Annotated in this window: 20 protein-coding genes; 6 read left to right on the top strand and 14 right to left on the bottom strand. The window is 32.8% G+C overall.

Going from position 1 to position 24,381, the window contains the following annotated elements; genetic code table 11:
- Positions 1-107 precede the first annotated feature (107 nt).
- Positions 108-1,736, top strand: coding sequence for an ABC-F family ATP-binding cassette domain-containing protein (locus B8963_RS07110; RefSeq protein ID WP_084060770.1), 1,629 nt, complete (start codon positions 108-110; stop codon positions 1,734-1,736).
- Positions 1,737-1,812: 76 nt separating this feature from the next.
- Here B8963_RS07110 and leuB read toward each other — a convergent pair whose 3' ends face one another.
- The 8 genes from leuB to B8963_RS07070 form a co-directional block, all read right to left on the bottom strand.
- Positions 1,813-2,868, bottom strand: a complete 1,056-nt coding sequence (gene leuB, locus B8963_RS07105; RefSeq protein WP_084060769.1) for a 3-isopropylmalate dehydrogenase — start codon at positions 2,866-2,868, stop codon at positions 1,813-1,815.
- Positions 2,869-3,005: 137 nt separating this feature from the next.
- Complete coding sequence (locus B8963_RS07100; protein ID WP_084060768.1) at positions 3,006-4,523, bottom strand: alpha-isopropylmalate synthase regulatory domain-containing protein; 1,518 nt, start codon at positions 4,521-4,523, stop codon at positions 3,006-3,008.
- A gap of 54 nt (positions 4,524-4,577) precedes the next feature.
- Positions 4,578-5,174: a 3-isopropylmalate dehydratase small subunit gene (leuD, locus tag B8963_RS07095; protein ID WP_084060767.1), complete on the bottom strand. Its 597-nt coding sequence runs from the start codon at positions 5,172-5,174 to the stop codon at positions 4,578-4,580.
- Between the two features lie 98 nt (positions 5,175-5,272).
- Positions 5,273-6,679 (bottom strand): 3-isopropylmalate dehydratase large subunit, encoded by a 1,407-nt coding sequence (gene leuC, locus B8963_RS07090; RefSeq protein WP_084061286.1) that lies wholly within the window; start codon positions 6,677-6,679, stop codon positions 5,273-5,275.
- A gap of 105 nt (positions 6,680-6,784) precedes the next feature.
- Positions 6,785-8,890 (bottom strand): ATP-dependent DNA helicase RecG, encoded by a 2,106-nt coding sequence (recG, locus tag B8963_RS07085; RefSeq protein WP_084060766.1) that lies wholly within the window; start codon positions 8,888-8,890, stop codon positions 6,785-6,787.
- A gap of 128 nt (positions 8,891-9,018) precedes the next feature.
- On the bottom strand, positions 9,019-11,580 hold the full coding sequence (locus tag B8963_RS07080) for a CHAT domain-containing protein (protein ID WP_084060765.1): 2,562 nt from the start codon (positions 11,578-11,580) through the stop codon (positions 9,019-9,021).
- Complete coding sequence (locus tag B8963_RS07075) at positions 11,581-13,530, bottom strand: PKD domain-containing protein (protein ID WP_084060764.1); 1,950 nt, start codon at positions 13,528-13,530, stop codon at positions 11,581-11,583.
- A 187-nt stretch (positions 13,531-13,717) separates the two neighbouring features.
- Positions 13,718-14,734, bottom strand: a complete 1,017-nt coding sequence (locus B8963_RS07070; protein WP_084060763.1) for a hypothetical protein — start codon at positions 14,732-14,734, stop codon at positions 13,718-13,720.
- Positions 14,735-14,990: 256 nt separating this feature from the next.
- On the opposite strand from B8963_RS07070, the gene B8963_RS07065 reads away from it, so the two are divergent.
- The 5 genes from B8963_RS07065 to B8963_RS07045 are packed head-to-tail and all read left to right on the top strand — an operon-like array spanning position 14,991 to position 20,280.
- Complete coding sequence (locus tag B8963_RS07065) at positions 14,991-15,569, top strand: RNA polymerase sigma factor (protein WP_084060762.1); 579 nt, start codon at positions 14,991-14,993, stop codon at positions 15,567-15,569.
- Positions 15,570-15,576: 7 nt separating this feature from the next.
- The gene (locus tag B8963_RS07060) at positions 15,577-16,302 is read left to right on the top strand and encodes a tetratricopeptide repeat protein (protein WP_084060761.1); all 726 of its coding nucleotides are present in this window, start codon (positions 15,577-15,579) and stop codon (positions 16,300-16,302) included.
- Positions 16,303-16,356: 54 nt separating this feature from the next.
- Positions 16,357-18,459 carry a M1 family metallopeptidase gene (locus tag B8963_RS07055; RefSeq protein WP_317043701.1) on the top strand — a complete coding sequence of 701 codons (2,103 nt, stop codon included), beginning with the start codon at positions 16,357-16,359 and terminating at the stop codon, positions 18,457-18,459.
- 4 nt (positions 18,460-18,463) lie between these two features.
- Positions 18,464-19,378, top strand: a complete 915-nt coding sequence (locus B8963_RS07050; protein ID WP_084060760.1) for a patatin-like phospholipase family protein — start codon at positions 18,464-18,466, stop codon at positions 19,376-19,378.
- Between the two features lie 14 nt (positions 19,379-19,392).
- On the top strand, positions 19,393-20,280 hold the full coding sequence (locus B8963_RS07045) for a patatin-like phospholipase family protein (protein ID WP_084060759.1): 888 nt from the start codon (positions 19,393-19,395) through the stop codon (positions 20,278-20,280).
- Positions 20,281-20,288: 8 nt separating this feature from the next.
- Here the strand turns inward: B8963_RS07045 and B8963_RS07040 are convergent, their stop codons facing one another.
- The 6 genes from B8963_RS07040 to B8963_RS07015 all read right to left on the bottom strand — a co-directional run bounded on the left by B8963_RS07040 (position 20,289) and on the right by B8963_RS07015 (position 23,966).
- On the bottom strand, positions 20,289-20,807 hold the full coding sequence (locus tag B8963_RS07040) for a DUF7935 family protein (protein ID WP_084060758.1): 519 nt from the start codon (positions 20,805-20,807) through the stop codon (positions 20,289-20,291).
- A 70-nt stretch (positions 20,808-20,877) separates the two neighbouring features.
- Complete coding sequence (locus B8963_RS07035) at positions 20,878-21,204, bottom strand: hypothetical protein (protein ID WP_084060757.1); 327 nt, start codon at positions 21,202-21,204, stop codon at positions 20,878-20,880.
- A gap of 100 nt (positions 21,205-21,304) precedes the next feature.
- The gene (locus B8963_RS07030; RefSeq protein WP_084060756.1) at positions 21,305-21,838 is read right to left on the bottom strand and encodes a GNAT family N-acetyltransferase; all 534 of its coding nucleotides are present in this window, start codon (positions 21,836-21,838) and stop codon (positions 21,305-21,307) included.
- Positions 21,839-21,899: 61 nt separating this feature from the next.
- Positions 21,900-22,547 carry a transglutaminase-like domain-containing protein gene (locus B8963_RS07025; protein ID WP_084060755.1) on the bottom strand — a complete coding sequence of 216 codons (648 nt, stop codon included), beginning with the start codon at positions 22,545-22,547 and terminating at the stop codon, positions 21,900-21,902.
- 793 nt (positions 22,548-23,340) lie between these two features.
- Positions 23,341-23,628: a helix-turn-helix domain-containing protein gene (locus B8963_RS07020; RefSeq protein ID WP_084060754.1), complete on the bottom strand. Its 288-nt coding sequence runs from the start codon at positions 23,626-23,628 to the stop codon at positions 23,341-23,343.
- Positions 23,625-23,966 carry a type II toxin-antitoxin system RelE/ParE family toxin gene (locus tag B8963_RS07015; RefSeq protein WP_084060753.1) on the bottom strand — a complete coding sequence of 114 codons (342 nt, stop codon included), beginning with the start codon at positions 23,964-23,966 and terminating at the stop codon, positions 23,625-23,627. The genes B8963_RS07020 and B8963_RS07015 overlap by 4 nt, the downstream gene beginning before the upstream one ends.
- Between the last annotated feature and the right edge of the window lie 415 nt (positions 23,967-24,381).

Raw genomic sequence — 24,381 nt, 5'->3', positions numbered from 1 at the left:
CGTTAAAAAATCATATTTAGCATATTTAGAAGTGTATATAGAAGACATCTTTACTAGTTTTGGCTACAAATTTTACCTATTTTTGCGCAAAATTTAAAATACTGAATATGTTATCTGTATCCAATTTATCGGTTCAATTTGGCAAAAGAATTCTTTTTGATGATGTAAATATTTCATTTACACAAGGGAACTGTTATGGAGTTATTGGTGCTAACGGCGCAGGGAAATCAACATTTTTAAAGATAATAGCTGGTCAAATAGATCCTACTTCTGGCAATGTAAGTTTAGAGCCAGGAAAGCGAATGTCTATTTTAGAGCAAAACCACAATGCTTATGACGACATTACTGTTTTAGAGTCTGTTGTTATGGGGAATAAGCCTCTTGCGGCCATTAAAAAAGAAATGGATGCTTTGTATGCAGATTATGATGATAAAAATGCCGATAGAATAGGAGAGCTGCAAGTGCAATTTGAAGAAATGAATGGCTGGAATGCCGATAGTGATGCAGCAGCTTTATTATCAAACTTAGGAATAGGTGAGGAGCTACACTATTCTATGATGAGCGATATAGATTCTAAATTAAAAGTAAGAGTCTTATTAGCACAGGCATTATTTGGTAATCCAGATGTGTTGATTATGGATGAACCTACCAACGATTTAGATTATGAAACTATTAGTTGGTTAGAAAATTTCTTAGCAAATTACGAGAATACTGTAATTGTTGTCTCGCATGACCGTCACTTCTTAGATTCGGTTTGTACGCATATTGCCGATATAGATTTTGGAAAACTTAACTTGTATTCTGGTAACTATACATTCTGGTATGAAAGTAGTCAATTAGCAGCAAGACAACGTGCTCAACAAAACAAGAAATCTGAAGAGAAAGCAAAAGAGTTACAAGAATTTATCATGCGTTTTAGTGCCAACGTTGCAAAGAGTAAACAAGCAACCTCACGTAAAAAAATGCTTTCAAAATTAAAGATTGAGGATATTAAACCCTCAAGCAGAAGATATCCTGCCATTATTTTTGAAAGAGAACGTGAAGCAGGTGATCAAATTTTACATGTAGAAAAATTAGCTGCAACTTCGGAAGATGGTGATTTACTATTTAAAGATGTAAATATAAACCTTGCAAAAGGAGATAAGGTGGCTGTTTTTTCAAAAGATTCTAGAGCTACAACCGCTTTTTACGAAATTATTAATGGTAACAGAAAAGCTGATACGGGTGACTACCAATGGGGAATTACCACTAATCAGTCTTATTTACCCGCTGACAATCATGCCTTTTTTGAAAGTAGCGATAGTTTGGTAGATTGGTTACGCCAATGGGCAAAAACCGAGGAAGAACGAGAAGAAGTTTATGTACGTGGATTTTTAGGTAAAATGTTATTTAGTGGCGAAGAAGCGCTTAAAAAATGTTCTGTTTTATCTGGAGGAGAAAAAGTACGTTGTATGTTAAGTAGAATGATGATGTTACGTGCAAATGTGCTAATGTTAGATGAACCTACAAACCACTTAGACCTTGAAAGTATTACTGCTTTTAACAACTCATTGAAAAATTTTAAAGGAACTATACTTTTCACTACACATGATCATGAATTTGCTCAAACAGTAGCAAACAGGATAATAGAATTAACACCAAACGGAGTTATTGATCGTTATTTATCTTTTGATGATTATATGTCTGATAAAAACATAAAAGAACAAAGAGAAAAAATGTATGCAGTAAATGCCTAGTTTATTCTTTTAAAAGGATAAAAAAAGCCTCTGAAAAAATATTCAGAGGCTTTTTTGTTTTTAAGTGTATAGAAAATTAAATATTCTTCGCCAACCAATCACCAACTTCACTGGTTTTAAAGGCTTTTCCTCCTTCAGCTAAATCTTCGGTAACTACACCTTCTGCTAAAGATTTGTTGACAACATCCCTAATTTCTTGAGCTTCTTTTGTTAAACCAAAATCCTCAAACATCATGGCTGCAGATAATACTGTAGCTAACGGGTTTGCTATATCTTTACCTGCTGCTTGCGGATAGGATCCATGAATAGGCTCGTATAATCTGGTGGTTTCACCTACTGATGCTGAAGGCATTAGACCCATAGAACCCGAAATAACTGAAGCTTCATCTGTTAAAATATCTCCAAATAAATTTTCGGTTATCATAACATCGTAAGAATTTGGCCATTGCACCAAACGCATAGCTACAGCATCTACAAATTCATAAGAAACTGTAACTTCTGGATACTCTTTTTCCATAGCCTGTACTGTTTCTCTCCACAATCTAGAAGATTCTAAAACGTTGGCTTTATCTACACAACACAATTTTTTACCACGTGTCATAGCTAATTCAAAACCTTTTTTTGCTAAACGTTGTATTTCAGCTCTGGTGTAGGTCATAGTATCAAAAGCGGTATTGCCATCATCTTTACGTCCTCTTTCTCCAAAATAAATACCACCTGTAAGTTCTCTTAAAATGATCAAATCTGTTCCTTCAATACGCTCTCTTTTTAATGGAGATTTATCGATTAACGATGGAAAAGTAAATGTTGGTCTTACATTAGCGAATAAGCCTAATTTTTTACGCATTTTAAGTAAGCCTTGTTCAGGTCTAACTTTTGCGGAAGGATCGTTGTCATATTTTGGATGACCAATTGCTCCAAAAAGTACTGCATCTGCCGCTACACAAACATCATGAGTGCTATCAGGATAAGGCTCTCCACAATCATCTATTGCGGCTGCACCGGTTAAAGCAGGTGTCCAACTTAATTCATGTCCGTGTTTTTTAGCAATTGCATTAGATACTTTCACTGCTTGATCAATAACTTCAGGACCAATTCCATCTCCTGCTAAAAGGGCAATATTTAATTTCATATTTTTTTTGCTTTAAGCTTTAGGCAATATGCCGTAAGCTACAGTTTATTTTAAATTTATTGTTTAAGGTTTTAAAAGCTTAAAGCTTCTGGTTTTAATAGCTTTTTCCTTTAAAATATTTTATTCTTTACTAACAACTATATTATATTCAACATTTTTTCAGTAGCCTTAATTGCTGATACAGTTTGATCAGAATCTAGGCCTCTGGTGATAAATTCTTTGCCATTATTATCCCAAGTAATTATGGTTTCACATAATGCATCAGAACTACTGCCAGGTGGTATTCTTACAGCATAATCTATAAGTTTCGGAAGATTAACTTTAAGCGATTTATAAACACTTTTCAGAGCATTCATAAACGCATCAAACTGACCATCGCCTTGTGCATGTTCTTCAAATAACTTGCCTTCAATCTCCACTGCTACTGCAGCGGCAGGTTGTAAGCCCTTAGCGTGGGATAATAAATAAGATTTTATAATTACTTTATTCAGAATGCCATCGCTATCTAATACATCCGAGATAATATAAGGTAAGTCTTCTTTAGTAACGCGCTCTTTTTTATCTCCTAATTCAATTATACGTTGCGTTACCTTTTTTAACTCTTCGTTATTAAGTGTTAAACCTAACTCTTGCAAGTTTTTTTGAATATTAGCTTTTCCAGAGGTTTTACCTAAAGCGTACTGACGTTTACGTCCAAAACGTTCAGGAAGTAAATCGTTAAAATACAAGTTATTCTTATTATCTCCATCGGCATGTATTCCAGCGGTTTGCGTAAACACATTTGCTCCAACAATAGGTTTGTTAGCAGGTATTCCAAAGCCAGTAAATGCAGATACTAATTTACTCACTTTATATAGTGATGATTCACTAACATTCATTTCAATCTCTGGCAGAAAATCATTGATTACGGCCACCACACTTGCTAAAGGAGCATTTCCAGCGCGTTCACCCATTCCGTTTACCGTTAAATGCAACCCATGACATCCAGCCTTTAACGCTTCCATAACGTTAGCAACACTTAAATCATAATCATTATGACCATGAAAATCAAAATGTAAGTTGGGATATTTTTTTACAATTTCAGAAACAAAATCAAAAGTTTCATAATGTGTTAAAACTCCTAAAGTATCAGGTAATAATATTCTTTTTATAGGTTGTGTTGCCAGAAAATCTAAAAACTCAAAAACATAGTCTTTGGAGTTACGCATGCCGTTACTCCAATCTTCTAAATATACATTAGTAGCGATACCTTTTGTTTCTGCCAATTGAATTACATCAGCAATTTCAGAAAAATGCTCTTTTGGTGTTTTCTTAAGTTGATGTTTTAAATGATTCATAGAACCTTTAGTTAAAAGATTCTGAACCTTAGCACCCGCATCCAACATCCAATCGATAGAAATTCCCTTATCAACAAAACAAAGCACTTCAACTTTATCTAGAAGTCCTTTTTCTTTAGCCCACTGTGTAATTTGCTTAACAGCTAGTAATTCACCATCAGAAACACGAGCAGAGGCAATTTCAATACGATCTACTTTTAATTCTTCTAATAATAATTTAGCAAGGGTAAGTTTTTCTGAAACTGAAAACGACACTCCTGAGGTTTGTTCACCGTCACGAAGTGTGGTATCCATTATTTCAATTTTTCTTTTTTTCATTCTAGTAAACGCTGCTGAGTATCGATTATTCCTTAGTTATAGAAACTCTATATTCTATAAAGGGGTGTTTTTAGCAAATTCAACGATTTCTTTTTTAACATTCACTAAATAGTCAATATCATCAAAACCATTAAGCATATTATCTTTTTTATAACCATTAATCTCAAATGATTCTTTTTCTCCAGTAGCAAGTATCGTTACTGTTTGATTAGGAAGATTGACTTCAATTTTGGTTTGAGGATTTTTTTCTATTTCAGTGAATATTTTGTTCGCAAAATCTGCACTTACTTGAACAGGAAGGACACCAATGTTTAAACAATTTCCTTTAAAAATATCTGCAAAGAAACTTGAAATTACACAACGGAAGCCATAATCATATACTGCCCATGCAGCGTGTTCTCTCGAAGAACCTGAACCAAAATTACGACCACCAACAAGTATTTTACCTGAATAGGTGTTATCATTTAAAACAAAGTCCTTTTTAGGAGAATCATCGTTATTGTATCTCCAGTCTCTAAAAAGATTATCTCCAAATCCTTTACGTTCCGTAGCTTTTAAGAAACGTGCTGGTATTATTTGATCTGTATCCACATTTTCTATTGGTAATGGAACAGCTGTACTAGTTAATATTTCGAATTTATCGTATGCCATTTTTTTTAATGCTTTATGCTCTAAGCGCTACGCTTTAAGCTTTTTGTATTTTTTATTTAGAGCCTAAGGCTTATAGCCTAAAGCTTATAGCAGTTTGCCTATGCAAACTCTTTCATTAATTCTCTAGGATCGGTAACTTTTCCTGTTACTGCCGCAGCAGCCGCAACTAGAGGCGAGGCCAACAGCGTTCTTGATCCTGGACCTTGACGACCTTCAAAGTTTCTGTTTGAGGTACTTACGGCTAATTTACCAGCAGGCACTTTGTCATCATTCATCGCTAAACATGCAGAACAGCCAGGTTCTCTTAACTCAAATCCAGCTTCATGAATAATATCTAATAGTCCTTCTGCTTTTATCGCAGCTTCCACTTGATGTGATCCAGGAACTAACCAAGCCGTTACATTCGCAGCCTTTTTACGTCCCTTGATAATAGAGGTGAATGCTCTAAAGTCCTCTATACGTCCGTTAGTGCAGCTACCAATAAAAACAAAATCAATTGGCTTACCAATCATATCTTCGCCTTCATTAAAAGCCATATAGCCTAAACTCTTTTTATAGGTACTTACACCACCTTCAACTTGTTCAGCTTTAGGGATACTTTTAGAAATTCCAATACCCATTCCAGGATTAGTACCATAAGTAATCATTGGCTCAATATCCGAAGCATCAAAATAAATTTCTTTATCAAATTCTGCATCTTTATCGGTAAACAATGTTTTCCAATAGGTCATTGCTTTATCCCATGCAGCACCTTTTGGTGTAAATTCACGTCCTTTTACGTACTCAAATGTCTTTTCATCAGGAGCTATCATTCCTCCACGCGCACCCATTTCAATACTTAAATTACAAACGGTCATACGACCTTCCATACTCATATCTCTGAAAACATCCCCAGAATATTCTACAAAATAACCAGTTGCTCCAGAGGTAGTTAATCTTGAAATTATATAAAGTGCCACATCTTTAGGGGAAACCCCAAAGTTAAGTTTGCCATTAACATTTATACGCATTTTCTTAGGCTTTGGCTGCATAATACATTGCGATGCCAAAACCATTTCTACTTCTGATGTACCGATACCAAAAGCAATTGCACCAAAAGCTCCGTGAGTAGAAGTATGCGAATCTCCACAAACAATAGTAGCGCCTGGTTGCGTAATTCCGTATTCAGGACCTACAACATGAACAATTCCATTTTTTTGATGACCTAATCCCCAATGACTAATTCCATATTTTTTAGAATTTTCTTCTAAAGCTTTTAATTGATTAGCTGATAATGGATCTTGAACTGGTAAATGTTGATTAATTGTTGGGGTATTGTGATCCGCTGTAGCAAATGTTCGTTCTGGATACAGTACGCTAATACCTCTATTTTTTATTCCCAAAAAGGCTACAGGGCTTGTTACCTCGTGCACCAAATGGCGATCTATAAACAATACATCTGGACCATCCTCAACATGTTTTACAACGTGAGAATCCCATACTTTGTCAAATAATGTCTTTTTCATTTCTTCAGATAAAACTTTAAAAAATACTGCTTCTAAATGAAGCAATCACAAATTTAATAAAGTAGACTTATTTTAACATAATTGTTGTGAACAGAATTACGATGTTCAACTAATATATTTCCAAATATTTTTATGTTTTATGAGTTGCGAATAGGTATAATTAATAGCGCTATTTTCTTCTTTTTGTAAGGTAGGATCGTCTTTTAATAATTGAATGGCATAGTAACGAGCTGTCTTTAAAATATCATTATCTCTAACAATATCTGCAATTTTTAAATTCAACATTCCACTTTGCTGTGTTCCCATTAAATCTCCTGGACCACGAAGTTTTAAATCTACTTCTGCAATTTCAAAACCATCATTGGTTTGTACCATGGTTTGTAGTCTTGTTTTAGCTTCTGAAGAAAGCTTATGACCTGTCATTAAAATACAAAAACTCTGATCTGCGCCACGCCCAACACGACCACGAAGTTGATGCAGTTGCGAAAGTCCAAAGCGCTCTGCACTTTCTATAATCATTACCGATGCATTGGGGACATTAACACCAACTTCAATTACTGTAGTAGCTACCATAATATTTGTTTCGCCTTTTACAAAACGTTGCATTTCATAATCCTTATCCTCTGGTTTCATTTGCCCATGAACAATAGATATTTGATAATCGGGTAGGGGAAAGTCACGGGCAATACTTTCATAGCCGTCCATTAAATCCTTATAATCCAAAGCTTCTGATTCCTGAATTAGGGGATAAACCACATAAATCTGCCTGCCTTTTTTTATCTCTTCGCGAATAAATTGAAATACTTTTAAACGATTAGAATCATACCTATGTACGGTCTTTATTGGCTTTCTGCCAGGAGGTAGTTCATCAATTACTGATATATCTAAATCACCATATAAACTCATTGCCAAAGTTCTTGGAATTGGCGTCGCCGTCATGACTAATACATGCGGAGGAATGTCATTTTTATGCCATAATTTAGAACGCTGAGCAACTCCAAATCTATGTTGTTCATCTACAATTGCGAGTCCTAAATTTTTATATTGCACCTTATCTTCGAGCAAAGCATGTGTGCCAATTAAAATATGAAGTTCTCCGCTTTCTAACTGTTCGTGAATTATTTTACGCGCAGATTTTTTTACAGATCCCGTTAATAAAGCTACGTTAATACCTATATCACCTAATAATTCTTGAATACCTATATAATGCTGATTGGCCAATATTTCTGTAGGAGCCATTAAACATGCTTGAAATCCATTATCAATTGCTAACAACATCGCCATTAGGGCAACAATAGTTTTTCCGGAACCAACGTCTCCTTGTAAGAGTCTGTTCATTTGCGCATTGCTTCCTAAATCTGCCCTAATTTCTTTCAAAACTCTTTTCTGCGCATTTGTAAGTTCAAAAGGAAGACTCTCACTATAAAATTTATTAAATATGGTGCCTACTTTATCAAAAGGAAAACCCTTAATTCGCTGCTTATGTAGCATGTTTTTTGCAATTAATTGCATTTGTACATAGAACAACTCTTCAAACTTTAACCTAAACTGCGCTTTAGCTAATAGTTCTTGATTTTTAGGGAAATGAATATTAAACATGGCTTCACTCTTTGAAATTAAATGAAGCTCGTTTATTATTTTTGGAGATAAGGCTTCAGTAAACTTGCCTTTGATATCTATAAAAATTTGCTGAATTAATTTACTAATCACCTTATTAGTAATGCCTTTATTACTCAACTTTTCAGTAGAAGGATAAATAGGTTGCATGAATATTTTCAACCCTTGCTCGTGTTCAACGAGTAATTCCATTTCAGGATGGGGCATCGAAAAATTCCCACCGTAGAAATTAGTTTTACCAAAAAGTACATAGGGCGTGTTTAGTTTTAGATTCTCCCGAATCCATTTTTGACCGCGAAACCAAACCAATTCCATTTGTCCGGTATCGTCAATAAATGTTGCTACTAAACGCTTTCCGTTTTTTTGCTCTACCGTTTTAATATTAATGATTTTTCCTATGATCTGTACCTCGGAAGAATTACGCTGTAGTTGGTTTATTTTGTAATACTGCGTTTTATCTAAATACCTGTTAGGAAACAAATTAATAAGATCTTGATAAGTGCGAATACCCAACTCCATCTGCAAAGTTTCGGCCCTATTTGGACCTACACCTTTTAGGTATACAATTGGAGTTTGTAGATAATTAGCATTCATTCGACTAAAATACACGTTCGCCAAAAGAACCACAACAAAACAAAATAGATTTGTGGTAAATAAAATTATAAAAGCCTGATAGCGTTGAATTAGTCAAAATTGATTAAAGCTTTCAATTTTTATTTTAATCAACAATGCTTCTTGAAAAGTTTGTACACGATTACCAAGCTCAAAACTATTAGTACTCCAAAAAGTACCCACCAATACGTAAAAGAGTTTTGCTTTTCATCTATAGCACCGTAGTAGGTGAAACTATTCCAATAATAAGGAGATTTTTTGTGGTTACTAATGTCTGGATTAAATAAATAATCGAGCTTGGATTCATGATTGGCCTTAAATACTGAATTGCTATTTTTTAATGCTTTATAAAATGCAGCCATAACTTCAGAAGTACTCTTGTCATTCACCTCCCAAAGTGTAAATAAAACCTTATCTGCTCCCGCATACGAAAAACCTCTAGCAATACTTATAGCTCCTTCACCACTTAATAATTTACCTATTCCTGTTTCGCACGCACTTAATACAACTGTTTTCCCGGTCATATCTAAACTATACAATTCTGGCAAATAAAGTACGTCATCAATAAACTGAATATTTGCAGGTACAATATAATCTCCACTCCCAGCATGGGTGGATAAATGCAAAATAGAGGCTGTTTTAGCTTTATCTATAAAATTTTTCTTTGTCGCATTTGATTTGAATAAGGATACTATTATGAATTGATCTTTAATAGCTTCAGCTTCATCAATAGAATATTTTAGTGCCTGTGGTGAATTTTCAAAAACAGGAAAAACGCCTAAAATAGATTGGTCTTTTTTAGCTACAGATTCATTTAAATAATCAAATACATTGTACGTATAAGCAACTGACTTTTCTTTTACCAAGAATGGCATTTCTGAGAACGAAATACTAGTAGATTTTGCTGTTAACAATGACTCGAAGGGTAGAAAATTGAGCAAACCATCTGGAATAACAACTAAGTTTGGAGTATGCGGTAGATTGTTTAATTGAAGTAATTTATAGGTGTTTTTGGCGGATGTGGTAAAACTGGAAATATTATTATTTATACTTGATGGACCGTCAAAATAAGAAATAAAGTTTTTAATTTTTAATTCAAAATCTTTAGTTGTTGAAAGTTGTGACATTTTAATGTTATTCTTATCAATACTAAATTGATAGCTAAATTCCTTTCCAATAAAGTAAGAAACCAAGGTGGCCTTATCCTTTTCAATACGATGTTGTAACTGTTTAAAATTGATGACATTTTCTTTGATCTTTTTGGAATCACTTGCCTTTAAACTTGTTATTTCTCTATCAATTGTTTGAATTTCAGCAACGATTTCATCAGCCTTGTGGTTTCCTAGTTGCTTAAATTGTATGCGTAATAAGTCATCCGTTAGTTTTTCTCTTTGCGCGAGTAATCGCTTTTGTTGCTCCGATTTTAAGTCTTGAGATTCATTTTTATTTTCATAAATTTTTTCATATAAAACCGATGCTTTGCTACTTTCTGCGTAATGAAATGCTCTTTGAATATATTCGGAGTTCTTGTTTTGCAGATGTGCCTTCCAAAGCAAATCAACACACTTCTCTGTCCTTTTTTTATGTGAAGTTTGATGAATAATTTTTGTCTCTTGAGACACATAACTGGAAACTAGTAAGTTTTCTACATAAAAACTTAAGTCGTACACCGCTAATTTTTCTTCTGTGGTTTGCAATGTTTCAGCATAAATGTCGAAAATGCGTACCAAATTACGATCAGCAATAAGCGTATTTTTTTTGGGTAATGATAATCCACTGTGTTCTGGAAGTATCATTTTTAGAGCATGCTGTAATTCTTTTTGCGCTTCATTATTTTTACCTACAGCCAGAAATAACTCCGATTTTTCAATAGCTAGAAGTATAAAATCTCGTCCTGAAAAATAATTCTGATTTTGCAATGCAATTTCTGCCTGATTAAAATAACTACTTGCTAAATCTATGTTGTTTTCTTTTAGCGCAATAAACGCAAGGCTTTTATAACTGTTTGCACTTTTTTGATACTTAATACTATGCAAAAGGAGCTCCTTTGCTTTAGTATAATTTTTATTTCCAATGTAACTCGCTGCTAAATTATTTTCTAGCTGGTGCTTCACATCAGTAGAAATGCCTTTTAAAAGTAGGGCTTTATGTATAAATGTAATTGAAGCATTGTAATTACCAAGAGTGTTATAGAGTGCCGAAACAGATAAGGTAATTTGACACAACAATGGGATATTGTCTGTACTTTCTGCATGAAAATAACACCTTTTAAGAAGTTCTTCAGCCTTTAAAAAATCCCCTTGTTGGGTATAAATTTTAGATAATGGGAGCAGACAATTTTCAAAAATATCATAGGAGGTTAAATGATGCTTTTCAAAAAGACTCCAAGCATTTTCATAATAGATTATACTCTGATTTAAATCTCCAAATTGTTGATAGTAATAGGCAATATTAGTTTTTGCTATGACCACAGCTAAATAGCTATCCGTATCATTACTGTTCTTTTCAAATAGGGTAGTGGTTTGCTCAAACTTTTTTAATAGTTCCAGTGAAGGATTCGCAACAAACCTATCTAATTTGTCATATAACTGCTCACTTGATTGCTGACCAAAAAAAGGCTTTGGAGTACAAATCAGGGTAAAAATGATGACTATTTGTAGTATTTTTTTCAATTAAAATCTGAATATAGCATACAATTGCCAGTAATTATAATTGGCTTTTGTGTTGATTACGTAACGCGCCCCAATACTGGGGCCTAAACGTGCAAAACCAAGTGTACCGTCTAAAACTAGTCCCGTTTTTAAATTCGTAAAGGAATCTGAGGTACTTGTTTCTGTACTAGTTGAATTTATTAAAAACTGATCCGTTTCGTTTTCATAATCTTCAACGGTAATTGTTGAATTGTTTTTTTCGGTCAGGTTAAAATTACCCTGTAAACCAACTCCCAAGCCTACATAATTATTAAGGTTATAGCGCAATAAAATTGGCACTTCCCAATTTACGCTTTTTTGTTCGTTACTTGTTATAGTTCGCTGCAATGATTTTACACCACGACTATTGTCAATTATTTGGTCTAAAACAGTATTTGTGGTAAAATTATTAAGACTATTAGACCATTCTCCTTGCAAATAAAATCGGTAGGGTTTATATGGCGATACCACTGCACTCACAAAATAACTCTTGGCTTCCTCAATATCTGGATAATAATTATAACCTGCTTTAATGCCTATAGATATTCCTGGTAAAAAGCGAGTAGTAGCATAATTGGTAATTATAGGTTCGTTTTTATCAAAAATTATTGCTGTTCTACTTTTGGTCTTTTTTTTATGAAAATCTTTGGCAAATTTAATGCTGTATTTTACAAACCCTTTGGTGGAATCATATTCCATAACATTCTTCTGTTCGCTACCGGGTAAATAGATATTTTTAAAAGTGAATATGGCCTTGTTTTTTTGCAGTGTAGTATCTAAACAACTATAAATTACTGGTTCTTTAGGGCAAATAGGACACTCTGGATACATTTCTTCAACTTGTAAGGTCGACATATCTAACATTTCAGGAATATCTGTTTCTAAGCGAATAGTACGAGCAGGACCTTCACCATTGTTCTGAAATTTTATTTTATATTTTAATCTCTTAAAACGAGCTAATCTGTAATTTATAAACACTCCGTTTGATGACATTTTATTGGGGTCATGCGAGGTAACTATTTCCATTTCCATTTCTTTGACTGAATGGTCTGTATAGTTTTTATCAGATACATAAATACCCCGAACAGCAATAATAGCACTAGTATCCTTTATCATTTCTGGCGCTGTACGCATGCTTAAAAAAACATTCCGTTCCTCACCAGGTTGCATTTGATTAAAGGAGATTACTTTACTGGATTTGTATTTTTCCTTAGCCTTTTCAATACTTAAAGGTAGGTTGGTTTTTTTTGTAGTATCTTGAACTTGCTGTGTAATCCGCAATTCATTCTGTAAGGTAGAGGCTAAAAAACCATCAGTCGGGTTTTCAGTTTCCTGTAAAGCAATGACATCATTATTTATCAAAGATTCACCGTTATACATGCGAATTTCTGGTTCTAGAAAATTATTATCCTTATAAATTCGTTCATTATAATACAAATATATTTCTCCTGATGTAACATAGTTATGCGGATTTTTATAGCTAACAATCATCACCATTTCTTCATCAATCATTGGTTCTCTATTGCGTTTTAGCGCAAAATCATCAACCATAGAGGCTAAATCGTCAACCTTAAAATCAATACTGTTAACTGCTACTTTTTTAGGTCTTGATGCTGGAGGCTTACCGGTATCATAGTTATTTGTAGCCCATAACTTTACTTCGTATTCTCCCTTTTTAGCGTAAACATGCTTTGGATCTTTTTCTAAACTATACCTACCATCACCAAATTCCCAAAAATAACTGTAATATGCCTTTGGGGCACCTGCAATTTGTTGTAATGGTGGTGTGTCTGATATAAATGATACTTCATTCCCATTCTTATCATAGCCAATATTCGCATAGCGTACAATGCTATCCGTAACAGGTTTATGCTGAGCAGAAACGAGTGTGCATACAAGTAAAAAGAAAATAATAGGAAGATAAGGTCTCAAGGTAAACTGGTTTTAGTTTCTCAAATTAATTCTATTTTAAATAACGTGGTATACCTAACTTTGGTATTTATCAATAGGTTATGCACAATTATTGGATAGCACATATTATTTCTACCCATATGAATAGGTAAAAGGTAATCAGTATAACACCAATTACCTTTTTTCCTTCTTCACTGCAATTTATAGTTTATGGTAAAGCATTAATCAAGGTAATCAATTGAGCTTCAGTTGCAGTTGCAAGTTCCGCTTCTGTAAATACAATTATTCCATTTGCTGTAATTGTTGCTGCCTTAATTGCATACAACCATTCGCCGTCTATTTCACTTGCAAATATTACATGACATTCTAGTCCTACAGGTATTTGACCGTAATGCTCACTAAATAATTCAGTAGTTGCATTATAAGTATCTAGATTAGCAAGTGCATTTGCCTCTCCGTCATAAGATAAATACACCGCACTGTTTTCATTATCATATCCTTCTGGAACATCAACTAAAATCGTGGTTTTTGGCCTTGGGTCCATATAAAAACGATCTACATTTGTCCATCCGAAATCACTAAAGAAAGAATAATATACGTTACCACCATTTTGTCCGTCACCAATTTCTACTTTACGCTCAGCAGCTACTTCATCTTGTTCCCAAACAATACCGTCACAATCATCATCAATACCATCACCATTGGCATCATTACAATCCGCTACACCTTCCCAAATAGTCATTAAATTATCATCACCACCAGTTAAATTTGTTGGAATAATGGCTTGTATTCCACAGCTTATTTCTAAAGCCTCACCATTCTGGGTAGCCTCTATAAAAAATTCACCTCCAGATAGTAATAAAGCTTTGTCTCCGTTGGGCATTCTACCCATGGTACTTTTATTGGTGGTTAACATATTTCCTCTTTCAAATAATTCAACAACCACTACATCAACATTTCCGGTAACTGGGTTTCCGTTTTTAGTTAAGCATAATCCGTTAATTGAAATTTCAACTCCATTTTCAGTGGTGAAGCTTCCCATTGTTGCAGCATCAAACTGAAAATTTTGTTTTTGATTTTCTAAGGCTTGCATTTTTAATGCTGCAAATTCTTGACTTGTAGCTGGAATCAAAATCTCGTTGGTGTCATTACTTTTCTTTTCACAACTTGTAAATAATGATGCCGCGATCATAAAGGCTCCTAATGTTACTTTTAAATTTTTCATATCTTAAATATTTATAGGTTAAACTAATTTGAATTTCTTTTATTCAACCTTATATAAATTCATAAGAAGTTTTGTTACCCTAATTTTATAATTATTTTTCAATTCCCTGTTTTTAAAAGGCTTTGAGCAGTTTTTATTCTCTACTAAATTAATGTAATAGTATTGTCACTGTCGTAATTCAAGCATTTTGTGTTTAAAACCAGTAAGTTTTTAGAATAGTTTTTAAGTTTATACATTAGTGACAAATTCATTTGTAATGGCAACACCTAAAATTCACGAGGATCAAAAGATAATAGATGGCCTATTACACAATAGTCCCTTAGTGATAAAAAGCATCTACGACCGCTATGCACCAAAGGTTGTAAACTTTATTAAACAGAATAGTGGTAACGAATCGGATGCACAAGACATAATACAAGAGGTTTTAATAATGATTTATAATCAGGCTAAATTCAAAAACCTAAAGCTAACTTGTCCGTTTGATGCTTATTTCTTTTTATTATGTAAGCGTAAATGGTTTAATGAATTAAAAAAATCTTCACTTAAAGAGGTAACAATTTCAGAAGAGATTGTATCTACAGATGAAAGTACCTCTAAACATGCCTTTGAAACAGAATTAGAAGAAGAACAGCAACATTTATTTGATTTGATGTTTGAACGTTTAGGAAATGCTTGTAAAGAACTGCTTAAAATGACATTTAAAATTTCATCTATGGAAAAAGTAGCAGAAAATCTAGGTGTAAGCTATGCCTATGCCAGAAAGAAAAAATCGCTTTGCATAGGTGAATTAACAAAAATGATACAAACAAGTAAAGAATTTAAACAATTAAAATAGTAAGGTGATGCTAGAAAAAGATGTAGAATTATTTGAAGCTTATCTATCAGAAGTGCTAACCAATGCCGAAAAAAATAATTTTGAGCAACGTTTATCTTCAGATGCTGAGTTTAAAACAGCATTTAATGCTTATAAAAATACTACGCGTTTATTAGAACAAAAATTTAATGCAGAGGAAGATTTAAATGCCTTTAAAGCAAACCTAAATAAACAAAGCAATGCTTACTTTAATAAAGAAGTAACGCGTAAAAAAACTTTCTCGCTATACAAATATGCTGCTGTTGCTATTTTACTAATCTCAGCAATAGGATTCTATTTTATGAATTCTAGCCAACCTGAATATGTTGACTATGCCCAGATTGATAGCATAGCCTTAACTCAGCGTGGCAATACAGATGAATTGGCAAAAAAAGCGGAGCATGCTTATAACACAAAGTCATTTAAAAATGCAACTATTTATCTAGAGGAACTTATACAACAAGACCCTACAAACGAGGAATTGAAATTATATAATGGAATAGCATTAATTGAGATTGATGCGTTTGATAAGGCATTTGAAAATTTGATTAGCATAACCGAGGGTAGTTCTGCTTTTAAATATGAAGCCCAATGGTATATTGCGCTAGCCTATTTAAAGCAGAAACAGTATAATCATGCAAAGGCTGCTTTAGAAAAAATACCATCAAATGCACCAGAATATTCCAAAGCAGATAAATTATTAAGTAAACTATAAAACAAGTCTAAAATCATGGTATCATAATTGTATCCGAACGATTATATTTGTGATATGATGCAGAAAATACGCCTTACCCTATTATTTTATAGTCTATTTATAGCCACAGTTCTTGCGCAAACTCAAGATAAGGTTGATTTTTTAAAAGGTTCTATTTTAATTGAAATACAACCAACTACGAAAAAAATTATTGGTACTGTAGTTTATGAATTTGAGGTTTTAAATGCAGTTGATTCTGTGTTTTTAGATGCCAAAAACATGAGTTTCAAGGCAGTGAAACTTAACGCTAAAAAGGTAAAATACCATACTACCAATGAGCGTATAATTATAGCTAAAAAGTTTAAAAAAGGTGAGAAATATTCGCTCACTTTAAATTATACAACCATTCCAAAACAAACGGTCTATTTTATTGGTTGGGATGCTGCAACTGAGCATGGACAAAACCAAATTTGGACACAAGGACAGGGGAAATATACCAGTTATTGGCTGCCAAGTTTTGATGATATGACTGAAAAAGTCGAGTTTGATATGAGCATTATTTTTGATGAAAAGTACGAAGTAATCTCCAATGGCACCCTAGTAAAAACGGAAAAGCAGCAGGCTAATTTGCAAAAATGGACATTTGACATGCAAAATCCTATGAGTAGTTATTTAGTAGCATTTGCTATTGGTAACTATAAGACAGTAGCACAAACAAGCACAAGTCAAATTCCTTTAAACTTATACTTTTATCCTGAGGACAGTTTAAAAGTGGAGCCAACTTACCGATATACTAAGCAAATTTTCGATTTTCTAGAAGATGAAATTGGTGTAGCTTATCCTTGGCAAAATTACAAACAAATACCTGTAAAAGATTTTCTATATGCTGGAATGGAAAACACAGGCGCAACCATATTTTCAGATGCCTATATGATAGATTCTACTGCGTTTATTGATAAAAATTACGTGAATGTAAATGCACATGAATTAGCCCATCAATGGTTTGGAAATTTGGTAACGGAAGTCGATGGAAATAGTCATTGGCTTCATGAAGGTTTTGCAACCTATTATGCTTTGCTAGCTGAAAAAGAAATTTTTGGTGATGATTATTTTTATTGGAAGTTATTTGATTCTGCCGAACAATTAAAATTAGCAGCGGAAAATGGACAAGGCGAAGCATTGCAAAACGATAAGGCTAGTAGTTTAACCTTTTATGAAAAAGGAGCATGGGCATTAGTAATGCTAAGAAATGAAATAGGGGATAAGGCCTTTAAAAATGGAATAAAAACGTACTTAGAAAACTATAAGTTTAAAAACGTTACTATTAAAGATTTTATAATTGAAATGGAAAAGGCTAGTGAAAAGTCATTAGCAAATTATCAATCGGAATGGTTAACGAATAAAGAGTTTCCGATAGAAAATGTGAAGGAATTTTTAAGTGCCAAGGCCATAAGTTTGGCGAGCTATTATCAGCTTAAAGCGCAATTAGATTCAAATTCCAATGACCATTCTAAAAAAGAAATCTTTACAAAAACATTCCTAGAAACATCATCTAGCGCTTTAAGAAAACAAATAATACAAACTACCCCACAAGAACAGCTTTCAGATACTGTATTTAAACAAGTTTTAGCCTCGGATGATGTATTAACTAGACAGGGTTTAATTATAAACACCACCAAAATCCCTCAGCATTTAAAAAGCCAATTTGAGACTTTAATGAATGATAATAGTTATGTCACTATTGAAAATGCCTTATTGAAACTCTGGTACAATTTTCCAGAGGATCGAAAAAAATATATGGAAACCACTAAAGACATCATAGGCTTACCAGATTATAATGTGCGATTATTATGGTTAACTTTAGCATTAGTTACGGAAAATTATAATAGTCTTAAAACTAAAGAGTATTTTGATGAATTGGGGAGTTATACAAGTCCTACATATAGTCCTGAGATTCGTCAAAAAGCTTTGCTTTATTTGCATCAAACTTTAGGTTTAACCGATGAACATTTAAAAAACCTTATTAATGCTTCAATGCATCACAGTTGGCAATTCAAAAAATTTGCACGAGCTTTAATAGATGATGTTTTGAAGGATGAGGATTATAAAAACAGAATTACGGCATTGTTACCTATGCTAAATAGTGAAGAACAGCGTTATATAAAGAGTAAATTATAATAGTATGAGAGCTTTAGTAATTTCAGGAGGTGGCAGTAAAGGTGCATTCGCAGGTGGCGTTGCGCAATACCTTATGGAAGAAGCGCATCATAAATATGATATGTTTATAGGCACATCAACCGGTAGTCTTTTAATTTCGCATTTAGCGCTTCAAAAAATTGAAAAAATTAAACAAATTTATACCACCGTAAATCAAGAAGATATTTTTAGCAATTGCCCCTTTGTCATTCATAAAAAACATGGAATTGAAACCATAGGCATTCATCATTTAAATGTTTTAAAAAATTTTTGGAGAGGTAGCAAAACCTTTGGTGAAAGTCATAATTTATTAAAGCTGATAAAAAAATCTGTTACAGAAGAAGAGTTTAATACTTTAAAAAACGGACCAAAAGATATTGTAGTTACGGTATCTAATTTATCATTAAATCAAGTAGAATATAAATCTATCAATGATTTTACCTATGATGAATTTTGCGAATGGATATGGATTTCTTGTAACTACACACCATTCATGTCATTAATCAGAAAAGATGGTTGCGAATATGCGGATGGAGGTCTGGGTACTATGGTGCCCATTGAAGAGGCTATTAGAAGAGGCGCTACAACTGTAGATACCATAATTTTGCAAACTGAGGTTACGCATTTAAATAGGTTACCATCAAAAAATGTGTTCTCATTACTTACCAATATGTTTGCCTTTATGCTCGACCGTATAGAGCATCAAAATATTCGAATAGGTAAATTTGTAGCAAATCATAACAATGCGATTATTAATTTCTATTATACCCCTATAGTTTTAACTACGAATTCGCTTATTTTTGAAAAGGAAAAAATGACAGCCTGGTGGGAGAGTGGCTTTAATTATGCTAAATTTAAAAGTGCAGAAAGTAGTCAAATTGAACCAATTATAACCAATTAAAACCAAATTTTAGATTGAAAGCGTTAGTTATTAGTGGTGGTGGGAGTAAAGGCGCCTTCGCAGGAGGTGTTGCTCAATATTTAATGGAAATAAAGAAAAAAGAATATGATTTATTCTTGGGTACCTCTACTGGGAGTCTACTAATTCCTCAATTAGCATTAAATAATGTTGGCAAATTATACGATATCTATACCAATGTAAATCAGTTATCTATATTTAGTCTTAACCCTTTTGTTGTAAAAAGAAGAGAAGGTAGGGAGTTTGTGACAATAAATTATTTTACTACGCTTCTGCAATTTTTAAAGCGAAAAAGAACTTTTGGAGAAAGTGGTGCTTTACGCCGAACCATTCGTAAAAATTTTTCAGTTGAAGAATTTATGGAAATCAAAAGATCACATAAAAAAGTTGTAGTTACCGTTTCTAATTTATCTAAAAATAGAGTAGAGTATAAGGAGTTAAGCGAATTTTCATATGATGAATTCTGCGATTGGATCTGGATCTCTTGTAACTATATTCCATTTATGTCATTAGTAAAAAGAGACGGTTTTGAATATGGTGACGGTGGTTTAGGTTGCGTTGTACCTATTCGCGAAGCCATACGCCGTGGTGCAACAGAAATAGATGCAATAATCTTAGAATCTGAAAATTTAAATGAAAACAAAGTACTAGGCAAAAACCCTTTTTCCTTAATGCTTAGTATTTATGGTTTTGTGCTAGATCAAATAGAATACCATGATGTATCTGAGGGTGTATTAGCCGCAAAACACAACAATGTAAAACTTAATCTCTACTATACACCAACAAAACTTACCGAAAACTCCCTTGTTTTTAATAAAAAATTAATGCATCAATGGTGGCTGCAAGGTTTTAGTTATGCGGAAGAAAAGTTTAAAACTGTCTAATCACTAAATTACCATAAATTACTAATCTCCTTTTTTACAAATGCCAACGCTGTTGCAGATGGCGAAGATTTATCCATAGTATCATTCAATACATCTTCTCTTAATTTATCTGCAGATTCAGAATCACTTAAAGCAGCTTTTCGTATAGATTGTATAGTAGCACTTTTAGCAGCTTTAATTATATTCCAACATTCATCAGTAATATAGATTTGTTGTGTAAGATTATGATCAAATTCGTTTTCAATACTTTTAACCAATAGTGCTTCATAATCACTTTTATTGTTAGATTTTGGAGCTACGCGTACTACTAAACTAGGAATAGAAATACGCTCTAAAAATAATGCCATACGTTCGTAGGCCTGTAATCTTATAGGTAAAGTGTGCTTTTGAGTATCTTTTTGCAACATAAATCTCCTTCTACCTTCTTCATTTTTAGTATGCATTTTAAAAAAATAAAAGGCAACAACACCTGTAACTACTGATGGTAATAAATAGGCAAAAGCTTGTAAAATTTGTTCTCCGTTCATGGTATGCTTGGTTAATTTTTGTTAATGGTTTTAAAACGAAGTTTTTTTTGAAAAAGTATTTAATTGAAAATTATCTAGCTAAAAGTTTATTAGAAACCTTATAAGTAGCCGAATATACTAAGCCAGATTCTCCTTTCTTAAAATTAAGAAATGCTTTTTTATACCAATTAGCGTCTGTTGCTTTTTTATGATGCGACTCATGATTAGAAACTCCATAAGAAACACCATTTAAAAATGCTTCAATAGTATAAACGCCAATACCAAAATATGCTACTTTTTGTAAAACAGACTCAAAATCTTGTTCTGAAAACTGATGAATTTTATCATTCTCATAGTTTTCATTCAAATTTTTGAAATCTACAAATACCTTCTGCTCTAAAAATTCTTGTTGATCCATAGTAATAAATACTTTTAGCGTATTTGTGGCGAATTTAGCAAAAGCATAAGGTTTTATCCTTTTTAATTTAGTTTTAATTTTTAAGCAGGAACGTACTACCTTATTTATGTTCTGAAATTTCTAACTTCATGATTAAATCGGTTTGACAATCACTCCCCAAGTAGAACGGATGTGATCCACTAATTATAAAACCATTCCTTTTATAAAAATCAATGGCACGAAGGTTTTTATCCCAAACTCCTAGCCAAACATAAGTGAGTTTTCTTTGTTTTGCTTGAGTTATAGTGAAATCTAAAAGTCTTTTTCCTAAGTTATTGCCTTGAAAATCTTGTAACACATAAATGCGTTCCAATTCCATTCCTTTTTTCTCCTTTAGATCCGATTGTGCTTCATTAAAATTAAGTTTTACATAGCCAATGGTTTCATTATTGATTTTGGCAAAATAAAACTCCGAATTTGGATTATTCAGTTCTTGTGTTAATTTTTCACTAGTTAACGCTGTATGGATATAAACATTAAAATTTTCAGTAGTATTTTGATGTTTAAAGGCATCGGAAAAGGTTTTAATACTTAGAGCAACTAATTCTGCTTGATCTGTAGCTGCCAACCTTATTAATTGAAAATCGTTTTTCATGACACATACTGTTGTTTTTTTTTAACACGCTAAGAATTCATTATTTACAAGTGACTTTAAACTAAAGCTTAAACTCAGTAACATCATTCGCTGTATCAAAAATATGAGGGTAATGTTCTTTAAGTTTATTCTCCATAAAAGTTAAGGGTACATCTTTAAAATAACCATAGTCATCTGTGTATTCCATAAACCGATTTCCATCACTAGTAAATTGCTGTAAATATGAACTATTTTCACCATCAAAATCTAATGGCGCAACGTTAAATTTTTCACATAATGTTGCATTAAATGCAGGAGACATTTTTAGCCATTCATTATTAATAAAAACATTAACCATTCCGTGAGGTGTAAGCTCATTGGAACCAAATTTCTCTACTAATTTTTCAACTGCTAAATGATTTTTTACCTTTCCTAAATGCAATCTGGCGGGAATATTTATAGCACGTAAACAAGCAATTAATAAAATTGATTTTTCTACACAATTGCCTGAGTTTTTTGATGCAATACTACTAGCCCGAAAGTTTACTTTGGATAGACTTATACTATAGGGATCATATTTCCAACCATCACGAATTTTAGTATATATACCAATTGCCTTTTCTTTTGAAGACAAGGAGTCGGCATTGTATTCTGCGATTAAATCTTGTATGATATCACTTTCAAAATCAAAATAGTACGAATTCTGTAAATAGGGTTTATTACTCTTCATTCTGCTCTTAAACTTGTGTATAAAGTACAATAATTATTCTGTAATTATCAAAGTTATCCTATTTCAATAATTTAATTCTTGGTTTGTAATTTAAAATCTTTGGTGCCATGAATTGGCTAAAATAGCAACAGGAACTTCTCTAAACTATCTAAATATTCTAAAAAAGGCATTGATAAAGCGCTGTTAAATAGCAACGAATAACTGTAAACAAAAATGATTGCTCTTGTAAAATCCGTAAGCGCAAGCCTTAAAACTAAGGTTTAATAGTCGTTTAAAATGAATTGTATTTTATCTCAGTTCTTTGTTGCCTGCAGTTTTACTTCTTTAGCTATTCTTCCGCGATCAATGTCACTCCGTCAGTGTGAATTTCAGCTCAACAGTTGTAATTCCACAATTAATTCGTTCAGGTTTTAATCTTGTTTGAGTGAAATTCCGCAACACAGTTTTTTAATCTTTTCATAAACTGGCTAAAATTCCGCAGGATTTAAATTCAGATTTCGAGTAAGTTTCTCAGCGTAATGTTTGGCAAAAAATCAGTCGATTTTAATTGAGATTTTTTGAGTTTGAGTGAGTTTCCGCAATTGCTGGCAACGGTTTTGTATATGGCTCGTAGCGTGCAAATTAGCGATTATTTTTCGGTTGAGCCACAAGCCAAATTTTTAAATTTTACTATTTATCTTTTTTTATTGGAAATCGTCAAATTTAAAAATTTGGCGACTTTCCAAATATGCCTTAACCTCGATTAAGCAACTGACCAGCTATGAGCTATATACGTTGTTGCCACACGTTTTTTTTACATTTGTAGGTTCAAATTTAGTTTTGCTCCTAATGCATTAAAAATTCGCATAACAGTTTCAAAAGTCACATTTCCTGTGCTATTTTCAAGTCTTGATATTTGAGCTTTTTTAACTCCGACTAATTCGCCCAATTGTTCTTGAGTCAGTTTTCTTTTTTTACGAGCTGTTTTTATCATATCTCCAATCAATTCAAGTTTTAACTCAAACTCGTATTCTTCTCTTTCTTCTGTTCCCTTTTTTCCAATTAAAAGGTCTTCTGCTTGGTCTAAAGTGTAACTTTTCATTTCTTTTTGTTTTTAAAATATGTTTTTCTAATCCTCTCAGCTTTATCGATTTCCTTTTTATCTACTTTACTTGTTTTTTTAATAATCCCGTGAGTAGCAAAAACTAGTGTTTCAGTTTTATTTTCTTTATCCCAAAAGGCGAGAAGTCGATATTGAATTCCTGAATATAGGGTTCTAAATTCCCAAATTTCGTCAGTTAATTTTTTAAAGAACTTTGGGTCAGATTGCTGTTCCGCACGTCTTATGTTTTGAAATATTTTCTTTCTAGCCTTTAGATTTTGCTTTTCAATAAATTCAAATGCCTCTTCAAGTATTTTTGTTTCAAATCGTTTAATCATTCTTTGCTAAAATCATTTAGTTAGCAAATATACAAAAAGTTTCGTTATATGTAAACAATTAGCAGATTTTAAATGTGTGGTAACGGTTTAGCTCGTATGTTTGTTTCTTAGTTTGAAGATAGTATATTTTTAAGAGATTAGGAGGTTCGGCTAGATACAAATTAATTGATATCGTTTCATAGAATTAAAACTTTTAGAGAGCTACTACTTTTTAAAAAGTAGTAGTTTAGATACTGAACATTAAACTAAAATAGAAGGGATAGCGAGTTCTCGGCTAGATACATTTAAAATGATATCGTTTCATAGAAATCCCACCCTTCTATAATTTTCTTAGAATCTGAACAGTACCTAGATCCATTACAGAGAGATCGAATCAAACGCGAGCAAAGGTTAACAAGAGAATTATAGTTTATAA

It is taken from the genome of Cellulophaga tyrosinoxydans (assembly GCF_900176415.1).
Taxonomy (GTDB): domain Bacteria; phylum Bacteroidota; class Bacteroidia; order Flavobacteriales; family Flavobacteriaceae; genus Cellulophaga; species Cellulophaga tyrosinoxydans.
The sequence above is the reverse complement of the archived record's forward strand: the minus strand, read 5'-3'. Positions and strand labels throughout refer to the sequence as shown.